Source organism: Streptomyces sp. NPDC014882, assembly GCF_043081325.1.
In the GTDB taxonomy this organism is placed as follows: domain Bacteria; phylum Actinomycetota; class Actinomycetes; order Streptomycetales; family Streptomycetaceae; genus Streptomyces.
This window is the reverse complement of the sequence record NZ_JBIBWL010000018.1, coordinates 111,733-130,658: the sequence shown is the minus strand read 5'-3', so window position 1 is coordinate 130,658 and position 18,926 is coordinate 111,733. Positions and strand designations below refer to the sequence as shown.

Below are 18,926 nucleotides of genomic sequence, written 5' to 3'. Positions count from 1 at the left end.
TCGGGGACGCGGGGGCGGGGCCGGCGTCCCCGCCCCCGCCGGCTCAGGTTCCGGCGAGGGGCAGCGCCGCCCCGACCAGCTGGCCGTTCGCCGCGGCCTTGTCCAGCGCGTCCCGCAGCAGGTCCTCGCGGGGCTGACGGCCGATCGCCCCCACCGGTGCCGCGAACATCAGCACCTGCTGGTGCTTGTTGGCGGCGGCCCGCCAGCCCTCCGTCACCTGCAACGGCTGGTGGGCCTGCCACCAGGCCACCGGCTGACCGCCGTTGACCGAGGGCTGGAGCACGGCGTGCAGCTGTCCCATCGCCAGCAGCACGGACCAGCCGTGCCGCACGGGCGGCACCTCGGACAGCTCGGACAGCGGCATGAAGCCCTGTTCGATGAGGAGCGGCAGGAAGTCGTCGCCGATGTCGGTGGCGCCGGGGCGCACGATGGGCGCGGTCGGCTCGACGACCAGGGCCGGGTGCAACTCCCCGGCGATCAGGACCAGTCCGCTGGTCACGCCGAGCACGGCCTGCTCGGGCACGACCCTGCCGGGGTCGAGGTCGACGGTGTCACCGCTGATGGAGCGGACGGCGCCCTGGAGCTGCTCCTCGGTGACCTGGACGATCTGCGAGGGCAGGCAGCCGGCGTGGGCGAAGGCGAGGACGGCGGTCTCCTCCCCGATGAACAGGACGGTGCTGGTGCGCTCGTGCTCGGAGTCGCCCGGGGTGCGGCAGGACGTGCAGTCGTAGCTGCCCGGGGCGTTCTCTCCGGCGATCAGCCGGTCGGCTTCTTCGGCGCCGATCTCGGCACGTACCTCGTCGCTGACGTCGAGCATGCGCGGCACGGGTGACTCCCTCGGATGCGGTGCGTGGGCGGGCCGGGTGGCTCCCCGGCTCATGCACAGACAACGGGTGAGTTGTGGCGGGGGTCACGCTGCCGGGCGAAGGGAATCGAACCGGTCGGCGCGCACGGTCACGGTTCGCGCGGAATCGGCCACTCAACGTCAAGTAACGGGAGGGTCACGGAAGTTGAACGCGTGAGGTGGAACACAGGCGAGGCGGGCCGACGGTCGACAAATCCGGAAATCAGGTAATGAAGTGGGTGTCCTGATTTCGCCGATACCGACGGTAACGGTCAGCTGGCCTGCGGCGACGGCGGATCGATTGATGACGGGCCGTCGGATTCCCTAGATTCCTCGGCCGTGTGCAGCGAGCACCGCCCGGGTACGTCCGCCGGCCGCGCAGAGCCAGACGGCGCGCAGCACCACCGCCGGCGGACGGGGCGGAGCACGACGACCGCGTTCCCGCGCGGACGGCGCGCTCCGCTCGGGGGGAGACCCGGGTTCGTAGAGAGGGAACCTCATGTCCGAATGTGCCGATGACACCCGCGTCGACGCGCGCGCCGCGAAGGCGCGTACGACGGCGGTCCTCGCCGGGGCGGCGCTTCTCGCCCCCCTGGGACTGCTGACCGCCGGCGGCAGCGCCGCCGCGGCGGACGCCGGAGTGTGGGACCGCATCGCCCGGTGCGAGAGCGGCGGCAACTGGCACATCAACACCGGCAACGGCTACTACGGAGGGCTCCAGTTCTCCGCCTCCACCTGGCGCGCCCACGGCGGCACGGCCTACGCCCCGACCGCCGACCGGGCCACCAGGGAGCAGCAGATCGCCGTCGCCACCGAGGTCCAGCGCTCCCAGGGCTGGGGCGCGTGGCCGACCTGCTCCACGCGCGCCGGGGCCTCCGGCGGCGCCCCCGCGACCGCGAGCGGATCGGTCGAGAACGGTTCGGGCAAGAGCGGCCCGTCCGCCGACGGGCCGTCGAAGAACGGCTCGCCGAGGAAGGGCTCGGCCGCGGGAGGCTCCTCGAAGGCGGCCGGTGCCGCCGAGCACTCTCCCGGCCACGGCTCCCGCGGTACGTCCTCCCGCGGCGACGGCGACCACGTCGTCCGCGCGGGCGAGACGCTCAGCACGATCGCCGCGCGCCACGGAACCACCTGGCAGCGCCTCTACGACGCGAACAGGACGGCCGTCGGCGGGAACCCCGACCTGATCGTGCCCGGCCTGCGCCTGAACTTCTGACGGCGCCCGGCCCCGCGGCCCCGTCCGGTGTGCGCGCCGGGCGGGGCCGCGAGGCCGCGGGGCCGGGCTCACGAGCCCGCCTGGTGCTTCCTCAGCTCCGGCTGCGGGATCTCCGCCGCGTACTCGGGATGGTGCAGGTCGAACGCCGGGGACTCCGAGCGGATCCGCGGCAGCGTGGTGAAGTTGTGCCGGGGCGGCGGGCAGGAGGTCGTCCACTCCAGGGAGCGGCCGAAGCCCCAGGGGTCGTCGACCTCGACCCTCTCGCCGTACCTGGCGGTCTTCCAGACGTTGAGGAGGAACGGGAGCGTCGACAGGCCGAGCAGGAACGCGCCGATCGTGGAGAGCGTGTTGAGGGCCGTGAAGCCGTCCGCGGCCAGGTAGTCCGGGTAACGGCGCGGCATGCCCTCGGCGCCCAGCCAGTGCTGGACCAGGAACGTGGTGTGGAAGCCGGTGAACAGCGTCCAGAACTGGATCTTCCCGAGCCGCTCGTCGAGCAGCTTGCCGGTGAACTTCGGCCACCAGAAGAAGAACCCGGCGAAGACCGCGAAGACGACGGTGCCGAAGACGACGTAGTGGAAGTGCGCCACCACGAAGTACGAGTCGGTGACGTGGAAGTCCAGGGGCGGCGAAGCCAGGATCACGCCGGTCAGACCGCCGAACAGGAACGTCACCAGGAAGCCGGTCGCCCACAGCATCGGCGTCTCGAAGGAGAGCGAGCCCTTCAGCATGGTCCCGGTCCAGTTGAAGAACTTCACGCCCGTCGGCACCGCGATCAGGAACGACAGCAGCGAGAAGAACGGCAGCAGCACCGCGCCGGTGGCGAACATGTGGTGGGCCCAGACGACCACCGACAGCCCGGTGATGGCCATCGTCACGCCGACCAGGGTCAGGTAGCCGAAGACCGGCTTGCGGCTGAAGACCGGGATGATCTCGGTGATGATCCCGAAGAACGGCAGCGCGATGATGTACACCTCGGGATGCCCGAAGAACCAGAAGAGGTGCTGCCACAGCAGCGCCCCGCCGTTGGCCGCCTCGAAGACCTGCGAGCCGAACCGCCGGTCCGCCTCGAGCACCAGCAGGGCCGCCGCCAGCACCGGGAACGCCAGCAGGATCAGGATCGACGTGAACAGCGTGTTCCAGGTGAAGATCGGCATCCGGAACATGGTCATGCCGGGCGCGCGCATCCCGATGATGGTCGCGATGAAGTTGACCGCGCCGAGGATCGTGCCGAAGCCGGCCAGCGCCAGCCCCATGATCCACAGGTCGGGGCCGAGGCCGGGGGAGTGCGTGGCGTCGTTGAGCGGCGCGTAGGCGAACCAGCCGAAGGCGGCGGGTCCCTCCGGTACCAGCAGCGAGCCGAGCACGATCAGTCCGCCGAACAGGAACAGCCAGTACGACAGCATGTTCAGCCGGGGGAAGGCGACGTCGGGGGCGCCGATCTGGAGCGGCATCAGCTCGTTGGCGAAGCCCGCGAAGGACGGGGTCGCGAACAACAGCAGCATGATCGTGCCGTGCAGGGTGAACAGCTGGTTGAACTGCTGGTTGGTCACGATCTGGAGGCCCGGGCGGGCCAGTTCGGCCCGCACGACCAGCGCCATGACCCCGCCGATCAGGAAGAACGCGAACGACGTGACCAGGTAGAGGTGTCCGATCTTCTTGTGGTCGGTGGTGGTCAGCCAGTCGACGACCACCCGGCCCCGCCTCCCGCCCGCGGTGCGCGCCGTCGCCGGTACGGTCTCCGTCCCCATCGCCCGCTCGCCCCTTCGCTCGTCGAGTCCCGCGTCCCGCGTCCCGGGTCCCGCCTCCCGGGCCCCGCACCGGCCGCGCCGCACGGGTGCCCGCGAGCCGTCGTCATGATGCTCGCGACGCCACCCGCCCGGCAGAGGGCATACGAAGAATGTGTGGGGGAGCCGTGTTTTTCCTATGGGGGCCGGCCCTCGCGGAGCTCTGCGGAATCGAAAGGAAACGGGATCCGAGAACGGTTCTCCGGGAACTTTCCGCCGGTCAGGAGAAGGGGTCGGTACGACACGCGGAAATGGCCACCGAATAGGTGCGGAAGGCTTACGAAACCGCCCGTTCGGGTGAGGGAGTCGTACGGAAACCCGCGTCGTGGTCCTGTGACAGAAGTGTGACCGTAGTGATCCACATCTCCCGTCCGGGGTTCCCGGAACGGCGGACCCGGCCTAGCGTTGCGGCCATGGAACCCATTCCCACTCCGCCGGCGGAGCCCCAGGACAGTCCGGACGGATACGTCGGCCTCGAGAGCGGCCGGGCCGAGCGGCTCGCCCGTGAGCGGGGGTGGTCGGCGGTGCGTTCGCTGGCGCCCGGGACGATCATCACCATGGAGTACCGCGTGGGCCGACTGAACTTCGAGGTGCGCGACGGGCGGGTGACGCGGGCCTGGAAGGGCTGAGCCGGCAGGGGCCCGGTGTGTGCGCACCGGTGGGCCCCGCGCCGGCTCAGCTACCGCTCAGGGGGCGGGCGGCCGGGTTGCCCTGGCCGTGCGGAAGCCGGTCCGCGTGCGGCGGGCGCCGGCTGCCGGCCGGGGTGACCGGGGCGCGCTCCGCGCGGGTCGTGTGCGGCCCGGGGGCGAGGTAGACCGGCGTCCTGGGCGGACGGGCCGTCGTCTCGCGGGCCGCGGTGATCCCGTCCGGCCGGACGGCCGGGGCGCGCTGCGCGAGCGGCACGGGCACCGGCACCGGCGCCGTGACGGGTGCCGTCCTCGCGCGGCGGTCGCGCAGACGGTCGCGCAGGGTGAAGATCCCGGCCTCGGTGCGGGCGATCAGCGGCTCGAACGCGGGCAGTGCCAGCAGGATCAGCAGGCCCGCGGCCCAGCCGAGGATCACGTCGCTCAGCCAGTGCGTACCGAGGTAGACGGTGGCCAGGCCGACACCGAGCGAGGTCACCGCGGAGAGCGCGGACAGCCAGCGGCGGGCTCGTGGGGTGGAGGCCAGATAGGCCAGGATTCCCCAGGTCACGACCGCGTTGGCGGTGTGACCGCTGGGAAATATATCGCCGCCCAGGCCCATCTCGTTCGAGCCGATGGCGGTGGCGTAGTGCGGTCCGAGGCGGCCCATGCCGATCTTGGCGGCACCGACGGTGAGGTTCAGCAGCAGCAGCGACGTGCCGAGCGTGAGCAGGGGCCGCAGGGTGTGCTGGCGCCAGGATCTCCAGCCGAGCCAGGCGCAGACCATGACGGCGGTGGGTCCGCGCTGGCCGAGGACCACGTAGTAGTCCACGAACCAGTGGATCTCCGACCACTGCTGGTACGGCCGGAAGAACATGACCTGCCAGTCGAGGCGGACCAGCCACGAGGTGGTCACCACGAGCCACACGATGGCCAGGTAGAAGGCCAGGGTCGCCGAGAACAGCGCGACCCGGTGCCTGCTCATCTGCGGCACGTCGAGGTGGGCCGGTCGTTCCGGCTCACGGTCGAGCCTTGCGAACACCCGGTCCAGACGGGTGAGGTTTCGTTCGGTACGCACCCAATCGACGTTACAGCGAGTGAGCGCAGTTCCCCGCCGAATCCACGGCTTTGTGATGACGATGTGATGTGGGATTGCTCTCAGAAGGGCGGATATTCGACGGGAATCCGCAATCCCCGAAGCGTGCTCCCCGCAATTCTTTTGATCATTCCGGGGAGTGGTTTTGGATTACTTATGAATGCGTTCACCGAATGCACGGCCGCCATTCCCCGTCCGCTCATCCGCCCGCCGGGGCGGCTCAGGGCGGACCGGAGCCGTTCAGCCACCACGCGCCGTACACGGCCGACGCCACCGCCACACCGCCGAGGACCAGGGCCGACCGCCGGGGCCGCAGCCGCGCGAGGGCCGTGGCGAGGGGGAACAGCAGGGGGAAGGCGGGCAGCAGCAGACGCGGCTTCGAGCCGAAGTAGCTCGAGGCGCACAGCGCGAGCACCAGGACGACCCCCGTGTGGACCAGCAGCGGGAGGGGCTGACGGGCGCGCACGCCGGCGACGTGGAGCAGGACCAGCAGGGCGACGCCGACGACCAGGGCGAGACCGGCGAAGGCCGACGGGACGGACGTGAACTTGCCGATGACGAACAGGGCGAAGGCGTGACCGCCGTCGAAACCGTTGCGCCAGCCCGCCTGGACGTCGAGATAGCCGAGCGGACCCTTCCCGGTGCGGTGGCCGACCCACAGGACGTACCCGGCGGCGCCCAGGGGAGCGAGGAGGAGACCCAGGGCGCGCGGGGCGACGCGCGCGCCCGGCGCGTCCGCCCCGCTCCGCTCTCGCCCGAACGAGACCACGCCCGCCGTCCACACCGCCGCCACCACGGCGATCCCCACCGGGCGGGTCAGCCCGGCGAGCGACGCCAGCAGACCGGCGGTCACCCAGCGGCCGGTGAGCACCGCGTACAGCGACCAGGCGGCCAGCGCGGTGAACAGCGACTCGCTGTACGCCATCGACTGCACGATCCCGACCGGCAGCACCGCCCACAGCAGCACCGCGCACACCCCGGCCCGGCGCCCGTACAGACGGTCGGCGACCGCGAAGATCCCCCAGGCCGCGGCGAGCGAGGAGAGCAGGGAGACGGCGAGACCGGCGTCGGCGTACGACAGCGGCGTCAGCTCCCGCAGCAGGCGCGCCAGCCACGGCAGCAGCGGGAAGAAGGCGAGGTTGGAGTGGACGTCGCCGTTGGGCAGCCGCACCTCGTAGCCGTACCCCAGTTCGGCGACCCGGGTGTACCACAGGGAGTCCCAGCGGGCCGTCAGCAGGGTGTACGCGCTCTTGTCCCGCGCGGCGCTCCACACGGCCAGCGAGATCAGCCCCAGCGCGCGCACGGCCGCGTACCCCAGGAGGGCGGGGGCCGCCCGGCGCAGGGTCGGGGAGGCGGGCGGCGCCACCCGGGTCTCGAGATCGGTCACGAGGGCGATTATCGGAGGCACCCGGAAACGGAGGGTGCGCCGGGGTGCGACGGGCCGTGAGGCGAGTGGCGTACGCCACATGTTCGGCCGGGGACTGTGAGAGGTCCGCCACGTGGCCGACGCGCGAACTCGCGTACGCTGCGTGTCACTCGTCGTTCGTCGCGCGGGCCGGGGACCACCGCTCCTCTCCGGCCGAGCCCCGGGGAGTCCCCGCCCCGCGAGCCCGCCGAACCGAGGGAACTCTGGGAGGTACGTTCATGTCCGGGACGACCACGGCCGCCGTTCGGTGGCGCCGTCGGGCGGCCGGGGCCGGTGCCAACCGCTGGGTCGTGCTGGTGGTCCTGTGCGTCAGCCTGCTCCTGGTCGCCGTCGATGCGACCGTGCTGCACGTGGCGGTGCCCGCCGTCACCGAGGACCTGCGGCCCGGCGCGATCGAACTGCTCTGGATCGTCGACACCTATCCCCTGGTCTGCGCCTCGCTGCTGATCCTGTTCGGCACGCTCGGCGACAGGGTCGGCCGCAGAAGGGTGCTGCTGCTCGGTTACACGCTGTTCGGCGCGGCCTCCGCGCTCGCGGCGTTCGCCGGGAGCGGCGAGGTGCTCGTCCTCGCGCGGGCGCTGCTCGGCGTCGGCGGCGCGATGATCATGCCCGCGACGCTGTCCATCCTGCGCCAGGTCTTCCCCGACCGGCGGGAGCGGGCGCTCGCCATCGGCATCTGGAGCGCCGTCGCCGCGGTCGGCGCGGCGGTCGGGCCGCTGCTCGGCGGCTTCCTGCTGGAGCACTTCTGGTGGGGCTCGGTCTTCCTCGTCAACATCCCCCTGATGCTGGTCGGCCTGCCGGTGGGCCGGCTGCTGCTGCCCGAGTCCAAGGGCCCCGGGGAGGGGCCGTGGGACGTCGTGGGCGCGCTGACGGCCGCCGCCGGACTGTTCGGCGCCGTCCTGGGCGTCAAGCGGCTGGGCAGCGGCGAACTGGGCCCGCTCACCCTGCTGGCGCTGGCCGTCGGCGCACTGCTGATCGTGCTGTTCGTGCGCCGCCAGCGGCGGCGTGCGCATCCGCTGGTGGACCTGCGCATGTTCGCGCGGCCCGCGTTCGGTACGGCGGTGGGGTGCATCGTGCTGGCGATGCTGGCGCTGGTGGGTCTGGAACTGATCGCGGCGCAGTACCTCCAGCTGGTGCTGGACCTGTCCCCGCTGGAGACGGGGCTGCGCCTGCTGCCGCTGACCTTCGCGGCGATGGCCGCGGGGCTCGCCGGGGCGCGGCTGCTGCGGCGGTTCGGGCCGCGGCGGATGGTGTGCGCCGGGTTCTGCCTCACCGCCGCCGCGGTCGTCACCCTGACCGCGATGGGCGGGGCGGACAATCCGGCGCTGCTGCTGGTCGGCTTCCTGCTGCTCGGGTTCGGGCTGGAGACGACGCTGTTCGGGGCGTACGAGTCGATGCTGAGCGAGGCGCCGCCGGAGCAGGCGGGCGGGGCGGCGGCGATCGGCGAGACGTCGTACCAGCTGGGGGCCGGGATCGGGATCGCGCTGCTGGGCAGCGTGATGAACGCGGCCTACGCGCCGGGTCTGTCGTCGGTGCCGGGGGTGCCGGCCGCGGCGTCGGCCGCGGCGGGGAACTCGCTGGGCGAGGCGTACGAGGTCGCCGGACGGCTCGGCGGGCCCGCCGGGGAGCTCCTGCGGCAGACGGCGCGGGACTGTTTCGTGCACGGCCTGCACGTGACGCTGCTGGTGAGCGCGGGGCTGTTGCTGCTGGGCGCGGTCATGGCGCTGCGGCTGCCGCGGGTGATGCAGTGCGAGGCCCCCGCGGTGCGGGTGCCCTCGCCCCGGGAGGCCGAACAGCCGCGGGTGCCGGCCTGACGGCCGCCCTCCCGCCCGCGCGCCGCCCGCGGCGATCACCGGCGGGGCGCGTGGGGCGGGGGCTGGACGGGGTCCGCCGGGCGTCGTAACGTCGGGGAGTCGCGTGACTAGCGGTGCTAGTTTTCAGGTTTCGGAGGGAATCATGTCGGCGTTCTCGTCGTCCTTGTCGTCCTCGGCGTCCTCGGCGTCCGTGCCGCCTCCTTTCGACCCGTCCGACCCCCTCGGGATCGACGACCTCCTGGACGACGAGGACCTCGCCGTGCGGGACACCGTGCGCTCCTGGGCCGCCGACCGGGTGCTGCCGTACGTCGCCGAGTGGTACGAGACGGGCGAGCTGCCCCGGATCCGGGAACTGGCGAGGGAGCTGGGCGGGATCGGGGCCCTCGGCATGTCCCTCACGGGCTACGGGTGCGCCGGTGCCACCCACGTGCAGTACGGGCTGGCCTGCCTGGAGCTGGAGGCCGCCGACTCCGGGATCCGCTCGCTCGTCTCCGTCCAGGGCTCCCTCGCCATGTACGCCGTCCACCGCTTCGGCAGCGAGGAGCAGAAGCGGGCCTGGCTGCCGCGCATGGCCGCCGGTGAGGTCATCGGCTGCTTCGGGCTGACCGAGCCCGACCACGGTTCGGACCCCGCCGGCATGCGGACCCACGCCAGGAGGGACGGTTCCGACTGGGTCCTGAACGGGCGCAAGATGTGGATCACCAACGGGTCGGTCGCGGGCGTCGCCGTGGTGTGGGCGCAGACCGGGGACGGCATCCGGGGCTTCGTCGTGCCCACCGACACCCCCGGGTTCTCCGCGCCCGAGATCAAGCACAAGTGGTCCCTGCGGGCCAGCGTCACCAGCGAACTCGTGCTGGACGACGTACGGCTGCCCGCCGACGCCGTGCTGCCGGAGGTCGTCGGGCTCAAGGGCCCGCTCAGCTGTCTGTCCCACGCCCGGTACGGGATCGTGTGGGGCGCCATGGGGGCGGCGCGGGCCAGTTTCGAGACCGCCGTCGACTACGCGAAGTCGCGGGAGCAGTTCGGGCGGCCCATCGGCGGGTTCCAGCTCACCCAGGCCAAGCTCGCCGACATGGCGGTCGAACTGCACAAGGGCATCCTGCTCGCCCACCACCTGGGGCGGCGCATGGACGCCGGCCGTCTGCGGCCCGAACAGGTCAGCTTCGGCAAGCTCAACAACGTGCGGGAGGCGATCGAGATCTGCCGTACGGCGCGGACGATCCTCGGGGCCAACGGGATCTCCCTCGAGTACCCCGTCATGCGGCACGCGACCAACCTCGAGTCGGTGCTGACCTACGAGGGCACCGTCGAGATGCACCAGCTCGTGCTGGGCAAGGCGCTCACCGGACTCGACGCCTTCCGCTGACCCCGGGAGGGGGCAGGGCCGGCGAGCGGCCCTGCCTCAGCTCTGGTTGAAGAAGCCGTCCGCGCGGCGCGCGGCCGGGTCGCCGCTGACGATCTCGGTGTTGGCGGGGCTGAGCAGGAACACCCGGGTCGACACCCGCTCGATCGAACCGCGCAGACCGAAGATCAGCCCGGCCGCGAAGTCCACCACGCGCTTGGCGTCGGCGGCCTCCATGGCCGTGAGGTTCATGATGACCGGGACGCCCTCGCGGAACAGCTCGCCGATCGCCCGCGCGTCCCGGAAGCTGTCCGGGGTCACGGTGCCGATCCGGCGGCCCCTCTCCTGGGCCGTGTCCGTGGCGACCTTCACCCGCGGGTCGGTGACCCAGGCGTCCCCGGGGTCGGTCCCCTCGGAATAGTCGTCGTCGTAGTAACGCTCGTCATCGTTGTCGTCGACGAGGCCAAGCCAGGCACTCGCCTTGCGTACCGATCCCATGGACGCCTCCTCTCACAGCGGTCATTCTTGCTTTCCGCATTCCCCATGGTCGTCCATGATGCGGATGTCGCGCCAAGTGGATAGACGCCGCGCGGGGGGTTTGTGACGCTACTGGTGCACAGTCGATCCGTCGAGAGTCCAAGTGCCCCAAGGGTCGCGACTCATACGGCTGCTGACTGTGAGTGAAATATGATTCTTCATGGCGGACGGGTGAGCGGCGGAGCGGACGGGTGAACCGGGCGTGCCGTTCCCGCGTGACGGGCGGCCGGTACGATGCGGCGGCCGACGGCGGCCGACGGCGGTCCTTCCGGTGGCTCGACGCCGCGGGGACCGACGCACATCACGGGACACACCACGGGGGACGGACATGTTCGGGATCGTCAGGCCGTGCCGGCACCGGCTCGGTGAGGGACTCAAGGTCCAGTGGATGGCGCACTTGTGCGGGCTCTGCCTCGCCCTGCGGCGCGATCACGGACAGTTCGCGCGGATCGTCACCAACTACGACGGCCTGCTCGTCTCCGTCCTGACGGAGGCTCAGGCCGAACGGCCCGAGGGCACGCGGCGCACGGCCGGGCCCTGTCCGCTGCGCGGCATGCGCTCCGCGTCCGTCGCGCAGGGCGAGGGGGCCCGGCTCGCGGCGGCGGTCTCGCTGGTGCTGGCCGCCGCCAAGGTGCGCGACCACGTCGCCGACGGGGACGGACTGCTGGCGCGCCGCCCGGTCGCCCTGGCCGCGCGCCGGGTGGCCGCGAGCTGGGGGCGGGCGGGCGCGCGCGGCGGCTCCGCCGTCGGCTTCGACACGGCCGTCCTGGTGGACGCCGTGGACCGGCAGGTCGGCATCGAGGCGCTCGCCGGGCCCGGCACGCCGTTGCTGACCGTCACCGAGCCGACCGAGACGGCCACCGCCGCCGCCTTCGCCCACACCGCGGTCCTGGCGGGCCGGCCCGGCAACGCCGAACCGCTCGCCGAGGCCGGCCGCCTCTTCGGCCGGCTCGCACACCTGCTGGACGCCGTCGAGGACCGGGGGAGCGACGCCGCGTCCGGCGCCTGGAACCCGCTCACGGCCACCGGGACCTCCCTCACGGAGGCGCGGCGGCTCGCGGACGACGCCGTGCACGGGATCCGGCTGGCGCTGCGCGACGCCGAGTTCACGGACGCCGGGCTCGCTCACGCGCTGCTCGTGCACGAGCTGCGCACCTCCGTGGACCGGGCCTTCGGCACCGCCTCGTGCGGACACACGCACGCACCGGAGCAGTACGGGCCGCCGCCCGGCAACCCCTACGCCCCGTCCGGCCCCGGCAGCCCGCCGCCCCCGCCGCACCGCGACCGGCGCGGTCTGCTCGCCGGGTGCCTGGTGTGGTCCGGCCTCGCCTGCACCTGCCAGATGTGCTGCGGCACGTACGACGACCCGTGGACGCGGGAGCCCAGGGAAGGCCTGTGCCATCGCGGCGAGAGCTGCTCGGACTGCTGCGACTGCTGTGACTGCTGCGGGAACTGCGGGGACGGCTGCTGCTGCGACGGCTGCTGCTGCGACTGCTGAACCGCTCGTCCTCCGGTCGGTCCTGGGCCGTTCTCCGCTCGTTCTCCGCTCGTTCTCCGGTCGGTCCGGCCGTCCGGGCGAAGGCTGCCGCATCCGGCCGCCGCCGTCGACCCGCCGCCGTCGACCCGCCGGGGGCGGACGACGCCGACCCCGGTCCCGAGCCGGTCCGGCTCGCCGAGCGCGGCCGGCTCGACCCCGGCAGGCCGGCCGCTCGGCCGGGGTGCGGGAGGGCCGGCGTGAGGTGCCGGAGGGGCGGATTCCGGACACCCCCCGGTGCGGGTGGCCGAAGAGGGGGGAGTGGTGCCCGTGGCGTCGGCACCGAAGCCTCGACACCCTTGCATACGAAGCGAGTTGCTCTGCAACAGGGTGCTCCGTGCGGTGCGGCGGGAGGTGCTCCGGGCGGGTGGCGGGGGTCCGGCTCGCACCGGTGGTTCAAGGAGCGACGGCCGAAAGGTGCCCTTGCGCCGGGCGGCCGTTCAACCGAATACTCCCCCTCAGCGCTTGTCAGGGGCATGGCTTGTTCGTAATCCGGACACCCCACGGTCCTTGACTGCGCCTCACGGGCCCCGACCCCACGCGGGCCCCCGATTTCCCCTGGGAGGGAACGAAACGTGAGGATCAAGCGCACCACCCCCACCAACGGCATCACGAGACGCACCCGGCTGATCGCCGTCACCACCGGTCTCGTGGCCGCTGCCGCCGTCGCGATCCCCCACGCGAGCGCCGCGGACTCCACCCCCTTCAGCGCCGCCGAACTCAAGAGCGCCGGCAGCGCGGTGCTCAAGGCCGACGTCCCGGGCACCGCCTGGGCGGTCGACAGCAAGACCAACCGGCTCGTCGTCACCGTCGACAGCACGGTGTCCCAGGCCGAGATCGCGAAGATCAAGCAGCAGGCGGGCGGCAACGCCGACGCCCTGACGATCAAGCGGACCGAGGGCAAGTTCCAGAAGTACATCCAGGGCGGCGACGCCATCTATGCGAGTAGCTGGCGCTGCTCCCTCGGCTTCAACGTCCGTGACAGCGCGGGCAACTACTACTTCCTGACGGCCGGGCACTGCACCGACGGCGCCGGCACGTGGTGGTCCAACTCGTCGCACACCACGACGCTCGGCACCACGGCGGGCTCCAGCTTCCCGACGAACGACTACGGCATCGTCCGGTACACCAACACCTCGGTCACCAAGTCGGGCACCGCCGGCGGGGTGGACATCACCCGCGCGGCCACCCCGACCGTGGGCACCACCGTCTACCGTGACGGCTCGACCACCGGCACCCACAGCGGACGGGTCACCGCGCTCAACGCGACCGTCAACTACGGTGGCGGCGACGTCGTCTACGGCATGATCCAGACCAACGTCTGCGCCGAGGGCGGCGACTCCGGCGGCTCGCTCTACGGCAGCAACGGCGTGGCCTACGGCCTGACCTCCGGCGGCAGCGGCAACTGCACCTCCGGCGGCACGACGTTCTTCCAGCCCGTGGTGGAGGCGCTGAACGCGTACGGCGTCAGCGTCTTCTAGCCCGGACATCCGTACGCCCGTACGCCCGGACACCCGGACACCCGGACACCCGGACACCCGGGCGTACGGCCTTCGGCCGACCACGGGGGAGCCCCCGCACGCCCACCGCGTGCGGGGGCTCCCGCTCGTCCGCGGGAGACCGCGGGACGGCTGGTGTTTGCGATGCGAACCACTTCTGACGCGGCCCGAGCAGGCCCTCGGACCGGTCCCGGGGTGGTGAAGGCGGTAAGGGCGCGCGGTGTTCACCCTGTGCGCGTCCTCGGTTCGACCTTGTGTGCTCCCTGTGCGGTTCGGAAGAGTGAGCGCCCGTCAACCCAGCCTTCCGGGCCGGACGGCCCCCACTGCCGTCCGGCCCGTCCCCCCACAGGAGGACCCGAGTTGAAGCACCGACGCATACCCGGGCGACGGGCCGTCATGGCCGGAGCGGGCATCGCCGCTCTCGTCGCCGCGGGTGTCACCTTCCAGACCGCGAACGCCAGTGAGGCCCCGGTCGCCCCCGAGCCCCGGCCGCTCTCCGCCCTCGCGGCCGGAAAGCTCGGCTCGACGCTGCGCGCCGACCTCGGCGCCGACGCGGCCGGGCTCTACTACGACGCGCGGAGCAAGAACCTCGTGGTGAACGTGGTCGACGAGGCCGCCGCGAAGACCGTCGAGGCGGCCGGCGCCAGGGCCAGACTCGTCCGGAACTCCCTCGCCGAACTGACCGGCGCCCGCGCGACGCTCAAGGAGGACGCGACCGTCCCGGGCACCGCCTGGGTGACGGACCCGACCAGCAACAAGGTGGTCGTCACCGCCGACCGCACGGTCTCCGCAGCCGAGTGGGACAAGCTCACCGAGGTCGTCGAGGGACTCGGCGGAAAGGCCGAACTCCGCCGCACGAAGGGGGAGTTCACACCCTTCGTGGCGGGCGGCGACGCGATCACCGGCGGTGGCGGGCGCTGCTCGCTCGGCTTCAACGTGGTCAAGGGCGGCGAGCCCTACTTCCTGACCGCCGGCCACTGCACCGAGTCCGTCTCGACCTGGTCGGACTCCTCCGGTGCGGAGATCGGCACCAACGAGACCTCCAGCTTCCCCGGCGACGACTACGGCCTGGTCAAGTACACGGCCGAGGTCGACCACCCGAGCGAGGTGAACCTCTACGACGGCTCGGCCCGGGCGATCACCGGCGCCGCCGAGGCCACCGTCGGCATGAAGGTCACCCGCAGCGGCTCGACGACCCAGGTGCACGACGGCACGGTCACCGGTCTGGACGCCACCGTGAACTACGGCAACGGCGACATCGTCGACGGCCTCGTCCAGACCGACGTCTGCGCCGAGCCGGGCGACAGCGGCGGCTCCCTCTTCGCGGGCTCCAGCGCGATCGGCCTCACCTCCGGCGGCAGCGGCGACTGCACCTCGGGCGGGGAGACGTTCTTCCAGCCGGTCACGGAGGCGCTGTCGGCGACGGGCACCCGGATCGGCTGACACCTCCGGGCCTCCGGCCTCCGGCCCGGCCCGGCCCTCACCTCTCGGCCCGGCCCCCGGCCCCCGGTCCGACCGGCCCGCGGAAGTCCCGCCCCACGCGATGAGCGGGGGCGGGACTTCCGCGCCGTACCGACGCCTCAGGGGCCGGTGCGCCGGGTGCGCAGGGCCGTCGCCAGCAGGGTGATCGCGGTTCCGGCGACCGCCCACGCCGACAGGACCAGCAGGGCGGACGTCAGGGCGTTGCCCTCGAAGTAGGCGATCGACCGCGCCGCCCAGGTGCCCGCGCCCGGCGGCAGGGCCGGGCCGATCGCCTTCCAGAAGGGCGGCAGCAGCGGGGCCGGGAGGGCGCCGCCCGCGCTCGGGTTGCCCAGGATCACCACGAGCAGGATGGCCAGGCCGATGCCGGCGAGCCCGAAGACGGCCTGACAGGCGAGGGTGGCCGCGCCCACCGCGAAGACGACCAGGGTGCCGAGCCCCCAGAGGGCCGGGAAGCTGCCGGGCAGCGCGTCCAGGACCGGCCCGGCGATCAGGGCGCCGCCGAGTCCGCCGAGGAGCGCGACGGGGATCATGGCGGCGAGCCGGATCGCCGCCCGTCGCGGCGTGGAACGGGCGGCGCCCGCACTGATCGTCATGATCGACGCGCAGAGGTAGCCGCCCACGCACCAGCCCACGGTCACGTAGAAGGACGACAGTCCGTTCGCGTCGCCGGTCCCGGCCGGGGCCACGTCGACGGTCCGTACCGTGCGGCCCTCGGACCTCTCCACGCGGGTGGTGAGCGTCTCCAGGGTGGTGGCCAGCACCCGGCCGCCCCCGGTGGCGACCAGGAGGGTGTCGGTGGTGCCGGCCGGGTCGACGAGGAGCGCGCCGTCGGTCTTCCGGTGCAGGATCTGCTGCCGGGCCGTCGCCCGGTCGGCCACCGCCCGCGGGTCCAGCGGCCGGCCCGGGAGCCCCGCCAGCCGGGTCACCGTCCGCTCGGCCACGGCCCGGGGCGCGACGACCCCGAAGGGCACGTCCCTGGGGCGCGGGTCGTGCAGGGCGCCCACGTAGGAGGCGATGAAGAGCAGGTGCAGGGCGAGTACGCCGACGACCAGCAGGGTGGCGCGCGGAGTGACCGCGTCCTCCACCTCGGCGAGGAGGGAACGGTCGGGAGGGGGTGCGCCGACGGTCTGTGCCATGTCCCCACCGTCCGGCTTCGAGGACGCCCGCGCAGGCGGGAGGCGACCGAACGGATGCCGTACGCGCGTCCGGGGGCCAGGCACCCGGAACCGGCCGCGATCCTGCCCGGCACCGGGGACGCGCGGAGCGGCTGCAGCGGGTACGACGGGGCGCCGTTGACGAGTGGCGAACGAAGTGACAAGTAGCTCTCCGTGGTCGATGTGGCGGTCGGTCGCCGGCTCGAGGGTGGGACCCAAAGCGGTGGACAACGGCTGGACCTTGCACCGGCCGCGGCATCCCGTGCTCACGCACGACGCCGAGGACGGGAACCTCCACACCGATGCTGCCGGCTCGTTCCCGGCACGCCTCCGTGCGTTCCCTGGAGCGGTACGCCCCGGCGTCGACGCGGTCGCCCGGCACGTCGCGTAGCGCGACCCCGCCGCCCGTCGCCGGGGCTGAACCAGGCACCTCGGCGGTCAGGGCGCGGACACCCGTCTGCCGAGCGCCGTCACTTCCCGTGCTGAGCCGGTTGCGGCGAAGGGGCGGGGCTGGACACCGTCGCCGGCCGGCGCGACATGGCGCCGATCTGCCAGGTGGCGGAGTACAGCAGCAATGCGACCGTGAACGAAGCGCCCGCTCTCTTGGCGGCTCCGGTCAACACGCCTTCGGCGAGGGTCCCCCACGGAGCTTGGACCGTCCTGGAGGGATAGGTGGTCTCGCTCGCGCCGTCGCCCAGGTCGACGGTGGTCGGTTGGCTGTAGTCCACTTCGGTCGCATAGCGGTAGGCGTTGAAGTCGTCACGGCTGTTGACGGCGCCGCCCAGCACGGGTGCCGCAACCAGCAGAGTCACCACGCTCCACCGCATGACGGGACCCGGGCGGGCAACGGTGTCGGTGCCGACGTGGGTGCGCAGACGGTCCCGACGCAGCCAAAGATGCCAGCCGACGGCCGCCAGGCCGAAGGCGGTGCTCGCGTACTGCAGCAGCCGGGCGGCCGTCAGGCCTCCCAGGGCCGGGGCGCGCAGCGACTGCACGTGGGTGACCAGGAAGCCGTCGCCGTGGGTGAAGGAGTCCCACGCGAGGTGGGAGGCGATACCGATCAGGGCGGAGACCAGGAGCCACATGGTGTGGCGGACCTTGGCCGGCAGGCCGGTTGTCCGCTCGGGTTCCGGAAGGCGGAGGCCGGACGGGAGCAGTGCTGTGATCGGCGCGCGCAGCATCCGGTAGGCGGCGACCAGGCCGATGGCAAGGGGCGGACCGACCACCAGGCCCACACCGAGCGAGTGGGTCTGCGTGGCGTTGAGGAGCGGCCCGTACCAGTCCTGGGGGCTGGTCTCGGACACGCCGAGGGCGTCCAGGAAGTACGGGACGTCGGGTGCCGTGGCACCCGCGACCAGAGCCGCTGGAACGAAGGGCCGACGCATCAGCGGCAGCACTGCTGCGGGGTGGGACAAGGTGAACGGCAACCCGATGCTCTTCTCTGCTCGGAAGGGACCGGGCGGGGGCCGCTGCACGTCACGCTGCGGGCGCCCTTTCACCGGGGGCACCCGAGATCGCACGGCCGGCCCGGACAACACTCCCGGATAGAACCTCGAGCAGACTATTCATCTCAACGGACTATGGCAACGTGCTCGGGGCACGGTGTGCTGCCGGCGTGGAAGCCGTCAGGCAAGACACATGGCCGGCACGGCAAAGCCGGCCGCCCGCTGGCGGGCGGCCGGCCGGCCGGCCGGAAAGCAAAGGCGGGGTCAGCGTCGGCGGCGCACTGCCTGGAAGGACGCGGTGAGCGCGGCCACGACCGACAGCGGGAGAAGGGTGCCGAGGACGGGCCAGGGATCGCCCCAGACAGTCGCGTAGGAGTAGGCGACCAGCGGCGGAGAGGCCACGGCCATCGCGCCCATCTCGCGCAGACCCGAGGAACGCGCGCGCAGGGCGAGGACGGCCCCCGTGAAGGCGAGGACCAGCATCGGCCAGGCGCCGTAGTCCGTGGTCACACCGAAAACCCCTGTATAGGTCCCTGCATTCACGACGACGACGGGAAACCACCCCGCGGCAGCCATGGCTCCGGCCGCCGCCGACAGCCGCCTGTCACCGCGGCGGTCCAGAGGGCAGGCGAGGACGACGGCGACGGTCAGCAACGCCGCGACCGGAGCAATGGCCCCATCGCCGTACACGCGAGCACCGGCGGCCCACTGCACGGCCGTCCCCAGCAGCCCGCACACCGCCACCCCCACCCCCGGCCCCCACCGGCCGGTCAGGGCGATGACCGCGCCGACGCACACCAGCAGTGAGAGCAGCATGTACAGGCTCCACGCACCATCCACGGTGGAGAGCTGTACCCGTACCGGGGCCGGCGAGAGAACAAGCCCGGCGTACCAGCGCGTCAGATGCAGCCCGCTGTCCACCGCACCAGCCGCCAGTGCGAACGGGGCAGCCAGGGCGAAGAAGCGCCCCGCAGACGACGCCGAGTCAAGCCCCAGCCGGACCCGCAGGGCGTGCGCGACCAGATCGGCGTCCGCGCGCAGCCGGGCCGGACGCGGCATGTCCGCCGTCATCTCCCGGTGCACGTCGATGATTTCCTGCCCGTGAGCAGCCCGGTATGCAGCCGGATACAGAC

The 18,926-nt window shown here is 72.6% G+C and carries 15 protein-coding genes; 7 read left to right on the top strand and 8 right to left on the bottom strand.

All coding sequences use genetic code 11. The features are described 5' to 3' along the window. Nucleotides 1–43: 43 nt before the first annotated feature. Nucleotides 44–826: a hypothetical protein gene (locus ACF09K_RS30885; protein ID WP_392248620.1), complete on the bottom strand. Its 783-nt coding sequence runs from the start codon at nucleotides 824–826 to the stop codon at nucleotides 44–46. A 517-nt stretch (nucleotides 827–1,343) separates the two neighbouring features. On the opposite strand from ACF09K_RS30885, the gene ACF09K_RS30880 reads away from it, so the two are divergent. Beyond that, nucleotides 1,344–2,057, top strand: a complete 714-nt coding sequence (locus ACF09K_RS30880) for a transglycosylase family protein (RefSeq protein ID WP_392248619.1) — start codon at nucleotides 1,344–1,346, stop codon at nucleotides 2,055–2,057. A gap of 68 nt (nucleotides 2,058–2,125) precedes the next feature. Here ACF09K_RS30880 and ctaD read toward each other — a convergent pair whose 3' ends face one another. Then, nucleotides 2,126–3,805 carry a cytochrome c oxidase subunit I gene (gene ctaD / locus ACF09K_RS30875; protein WP_392248618.1) on the bottom strand — a complete coding sequence of 560 codons (1,680 nt, stop codon included), beginning with the start codon at nucleotides 3,803–3,805 and terminating at the stop codon, nucleotides 2,126–2,128. Between the two features lie 449 nt (nucleotides 3,806–4,254). Here ctaD and ACF09K_RS30870 point away from each other — a divergent pair, with 449 nt between their 5' ends. Then, a complete protein-coding gene (locus tag ACF09K_RS30870; protein WP_392248617.1) occupies nucleotides 4,255–4,470 on the top strand; it encodes an I78 family peptidase inhibitor in 216 nt (71 codons plus the stop codon). Between the two features lie 46 nt (nucleotides 4,471–4,516). Here the strand turns inward: ACF09K_RS30870 and ACF09K_RS30865 are convergent, their stop codons facing one another. Together ACF09K_RS30865 and ACF09K_RS30860 are read right to left on the bottom strand one after the other, a co-directional pair. Beyond that, entirely contained in the window at nucleotides 4,517–5,542 is a 1,026-nt protein-coding gene (locus ACF09K_RS30865) for a phosphatase PAP2 family protein (protein WP_392248616.1), read from the bottom strand. Between the two features lie 238 nt (nucleotides 5,543–5,780). Beyond that, a complete protein-coding gene (locus tag ACF09K_RS30860; protein WP_392248615.1) occupies nucleotides 5,781–6,947 on the bottom strand; it encodes a glycosyltransferase family 39 protein in 1,167 nt (388 codons plus the stop codon). Between the two features lie 257 nt (nucleotides 6,948–7,204). Between ACF09K_RS30860 and ACF09K_RS30855 the strand changes: the two genes are divergently transcribed. Together ACF09K_RS30855 and ACF09K_RS30850 are read left to right on the top strand one after the other, a co-directional pair. Beyond that, complete coding sequence (locus ACF09K_RS30855; RefSeq protein WP_392248614.1) at nucleotides 7,205–8,800, top strand: MFS transporter; 1,596 nt, start codon at nucleotides 7,205–7,207, stop codon at nucleotides 8,798–8,800. 142 nt (nucleotides 8,801–8,942) lie between these two features. Then, nucleotides 8,943–10,166: an acyl-CoA dehydrogenase family protein gene (locus ACF09K_RS30850; protein ID WP_392248613.1), complete on the top strand. Its 1,224-nt coding sequence runs from the start codon at nucleotides 8,943–8,945 to the stop codon at nucleotides 10,164–10,166. Between the two features lie 36 nt (nucleotides 10,167–10,202). Here the strand turns inward: ACF09K_RS30850 and ACF09K_RS30845 are convergent, their stop codons facing one another. After that, the gene (locus ACF09K_RS30845) at nucleotides 10,203–10,640 is read right to left on the bottom strand and encodes a cell division protein SepF (RefSeq protein WP_392248612.1); all 438 of its coding nucleotides are present in this window, start codon (nucleotides 10,638–10,640) and stop codon (nucleotides 10,203–10,205) included. Between the two features lie 367 nt (nucleotides 10,641–11,007). Here ACF09K_RS30845 and ACF09K_RS30840 point away from each other — a divergent pair, with 367 nt between their 5' ends. The 3 genes from ACF09K_RS30840 (at nucleotide 11,008) to ACF09K_RS30830 (ending at nucleotide 15,155) form a co-directional block, all read left to right on the top strand. Continuing rightward, nucleotides 11,008–12,177, top strand: a complete 1,170-nt coding sequence (locus ACF09K_RS30840; RefSeq protein ID WP_392248611.1) for a DUF5685 family protein — start codon at nucleotides 11,008–11,010, stop codon at nucleotides 12,175–12,177. Between the two features lie 611 nt (nucleotides 12,178–12,788). Continuing rightward, the gene (locus ACF09K_RS30835; RefSeq protein ID WP_392248610.1) at nucleotides 12,789–13,694 is read left to right on the top strand and encodes a S1 family peptidase; all 906 of its coding nucleotides are present in this window, start codon (nucleotides 12,789–12,791) and stop codon (nucleotides 13,692–13,694) included. Nucleotides 13,695–14,108: 414 nt separating this feature from the next. Further along, the gene (locus tag ACF09K_RS30830) at nucleotides 14,109–15,155 is read left to right on the top strand and encodes a S1 family peptidase (RefSeq protein ID WP_392248652.1); all 1,047 of its coding nucleotides are present in this window, start codon (nucleotides 14,109–14,111) and stop codon (nucleotides 15,153–15,155) included. A gap of 137 nt (nucleotides 15,156–15,292) precedes the next feature. Here ACF09K_RS30830 and ACF09K_RS30825 read toward each other — a convergent pair whose 3' ends face one another. The 3 genes from ACF09K_RS30825 to ACF09K_RS30815 form a co-directional block, all read right to left on the bottom strand. Further along, a complete protein-coding gene (locus tag ACF09K_RS30825; protein ID WP_392248609.1) occupies nucleotides 15,293–16,330 on the bottom strand; it encodes a DUF3533 domain-containing protein in 1,038 nt (345 codons plus the stop codon). 488 nt (nucleotides 16,331–16,818) lie between these two features. Continuing rightward, nucleotides 16,819–17,775: a DUF4184 family protein gene (locus tag ACF09K_RS30820; protein WP_392248608.1), complete on the bottom strand. Its 957-nt coding sequence runs from the start codon at nucleotides 17,773–17,775 to the stop codon at nucleotides 16,819–16,821. Between the two features lie 282 nt (nucleotides 17,776–18,057). Beyond that, nucleotides 18,058–18,876, bottom strand: a complete 819-nt coding sequence (locus ACF09K_RS30815; protein WP_392248607.1) for a hypothetical protein — start codon at nucleotides 18,874–18,876, stop codon at nucleotides 18,058–18,060. Between the last annotated feature and the right edge of the window lie 50 nt (nucleotides 18,877–18,926).

Excerpts from the sequence above, each read along its gene's own strand:
- ACF09K_RS30880 (WP_392248619.1), top strand. The coding sequence starts at position 1,344 with ATGTCCGAATGTGCCGATGACACCCGCGTCGACGCGCGCGCCGCGAAG.
- ctaD (WP_392248618.1), bottom strand. The coding sequence starts at position 3,805 with ATGGGGACGGAGACCGTACCGGCGACGGCGCGCACCGCGGGCGGGAGG.
- ACF09K_RS30870 (WP_392248617.1), top strand. The coding sequence starts at position 4,255 with ATGGAACCCATTCCCACTCCGCCGGCGGAGCCCCAGGACAGTCCGGAC.
- ACF09K_RS30855 (WP_392248614.1), top strand. The coding sequence starts at position 7,205 with ATGTCCGGGACGACCACGGCCGCCGTTCGGTGGCGCCGTCGGGCGGCC.
- ACF09K_RS30850 (WP_392248613.1), top strand. The coding sequence starts at position 8,943 with ATGTCGGCGTTCTCGTCGTCCTTGTCGTCCTCGGCGTCCTCGGCGTCC.
- ACF09K_RS30845 (WP_392248612.1), bottom strand. The coding sequence starts at position 10,640 with ATGGGATCGGTACGCAAGGCGAGTGCCTGGCTTGGCCTCGTCGACGAC.
- ACF09K_RS30840 (WP_392248611.1), top strand. The coding sequence starts at position 11,008 with ATGTTCGGGATCGTCAGGCCGTGCCGGCACCGGCTCGGTGAGGGACTC.
- ACF09K_RS30830 (WP_392248652.1), top strand. The coding sequence starts at position 14,109 with ATGGCCGGAGCGGGCATCGCCGCTCTCGTCGCCGCGGGTGTCACCTTC.
- ACF09K_RS30825 (WP_392248609.1), bottom strand. The coding sequence starts at position 16,330 with ATGGCACAGACCGTCGGCGCACCCCCTCCCGACCGTTCCCTCCTCGCC.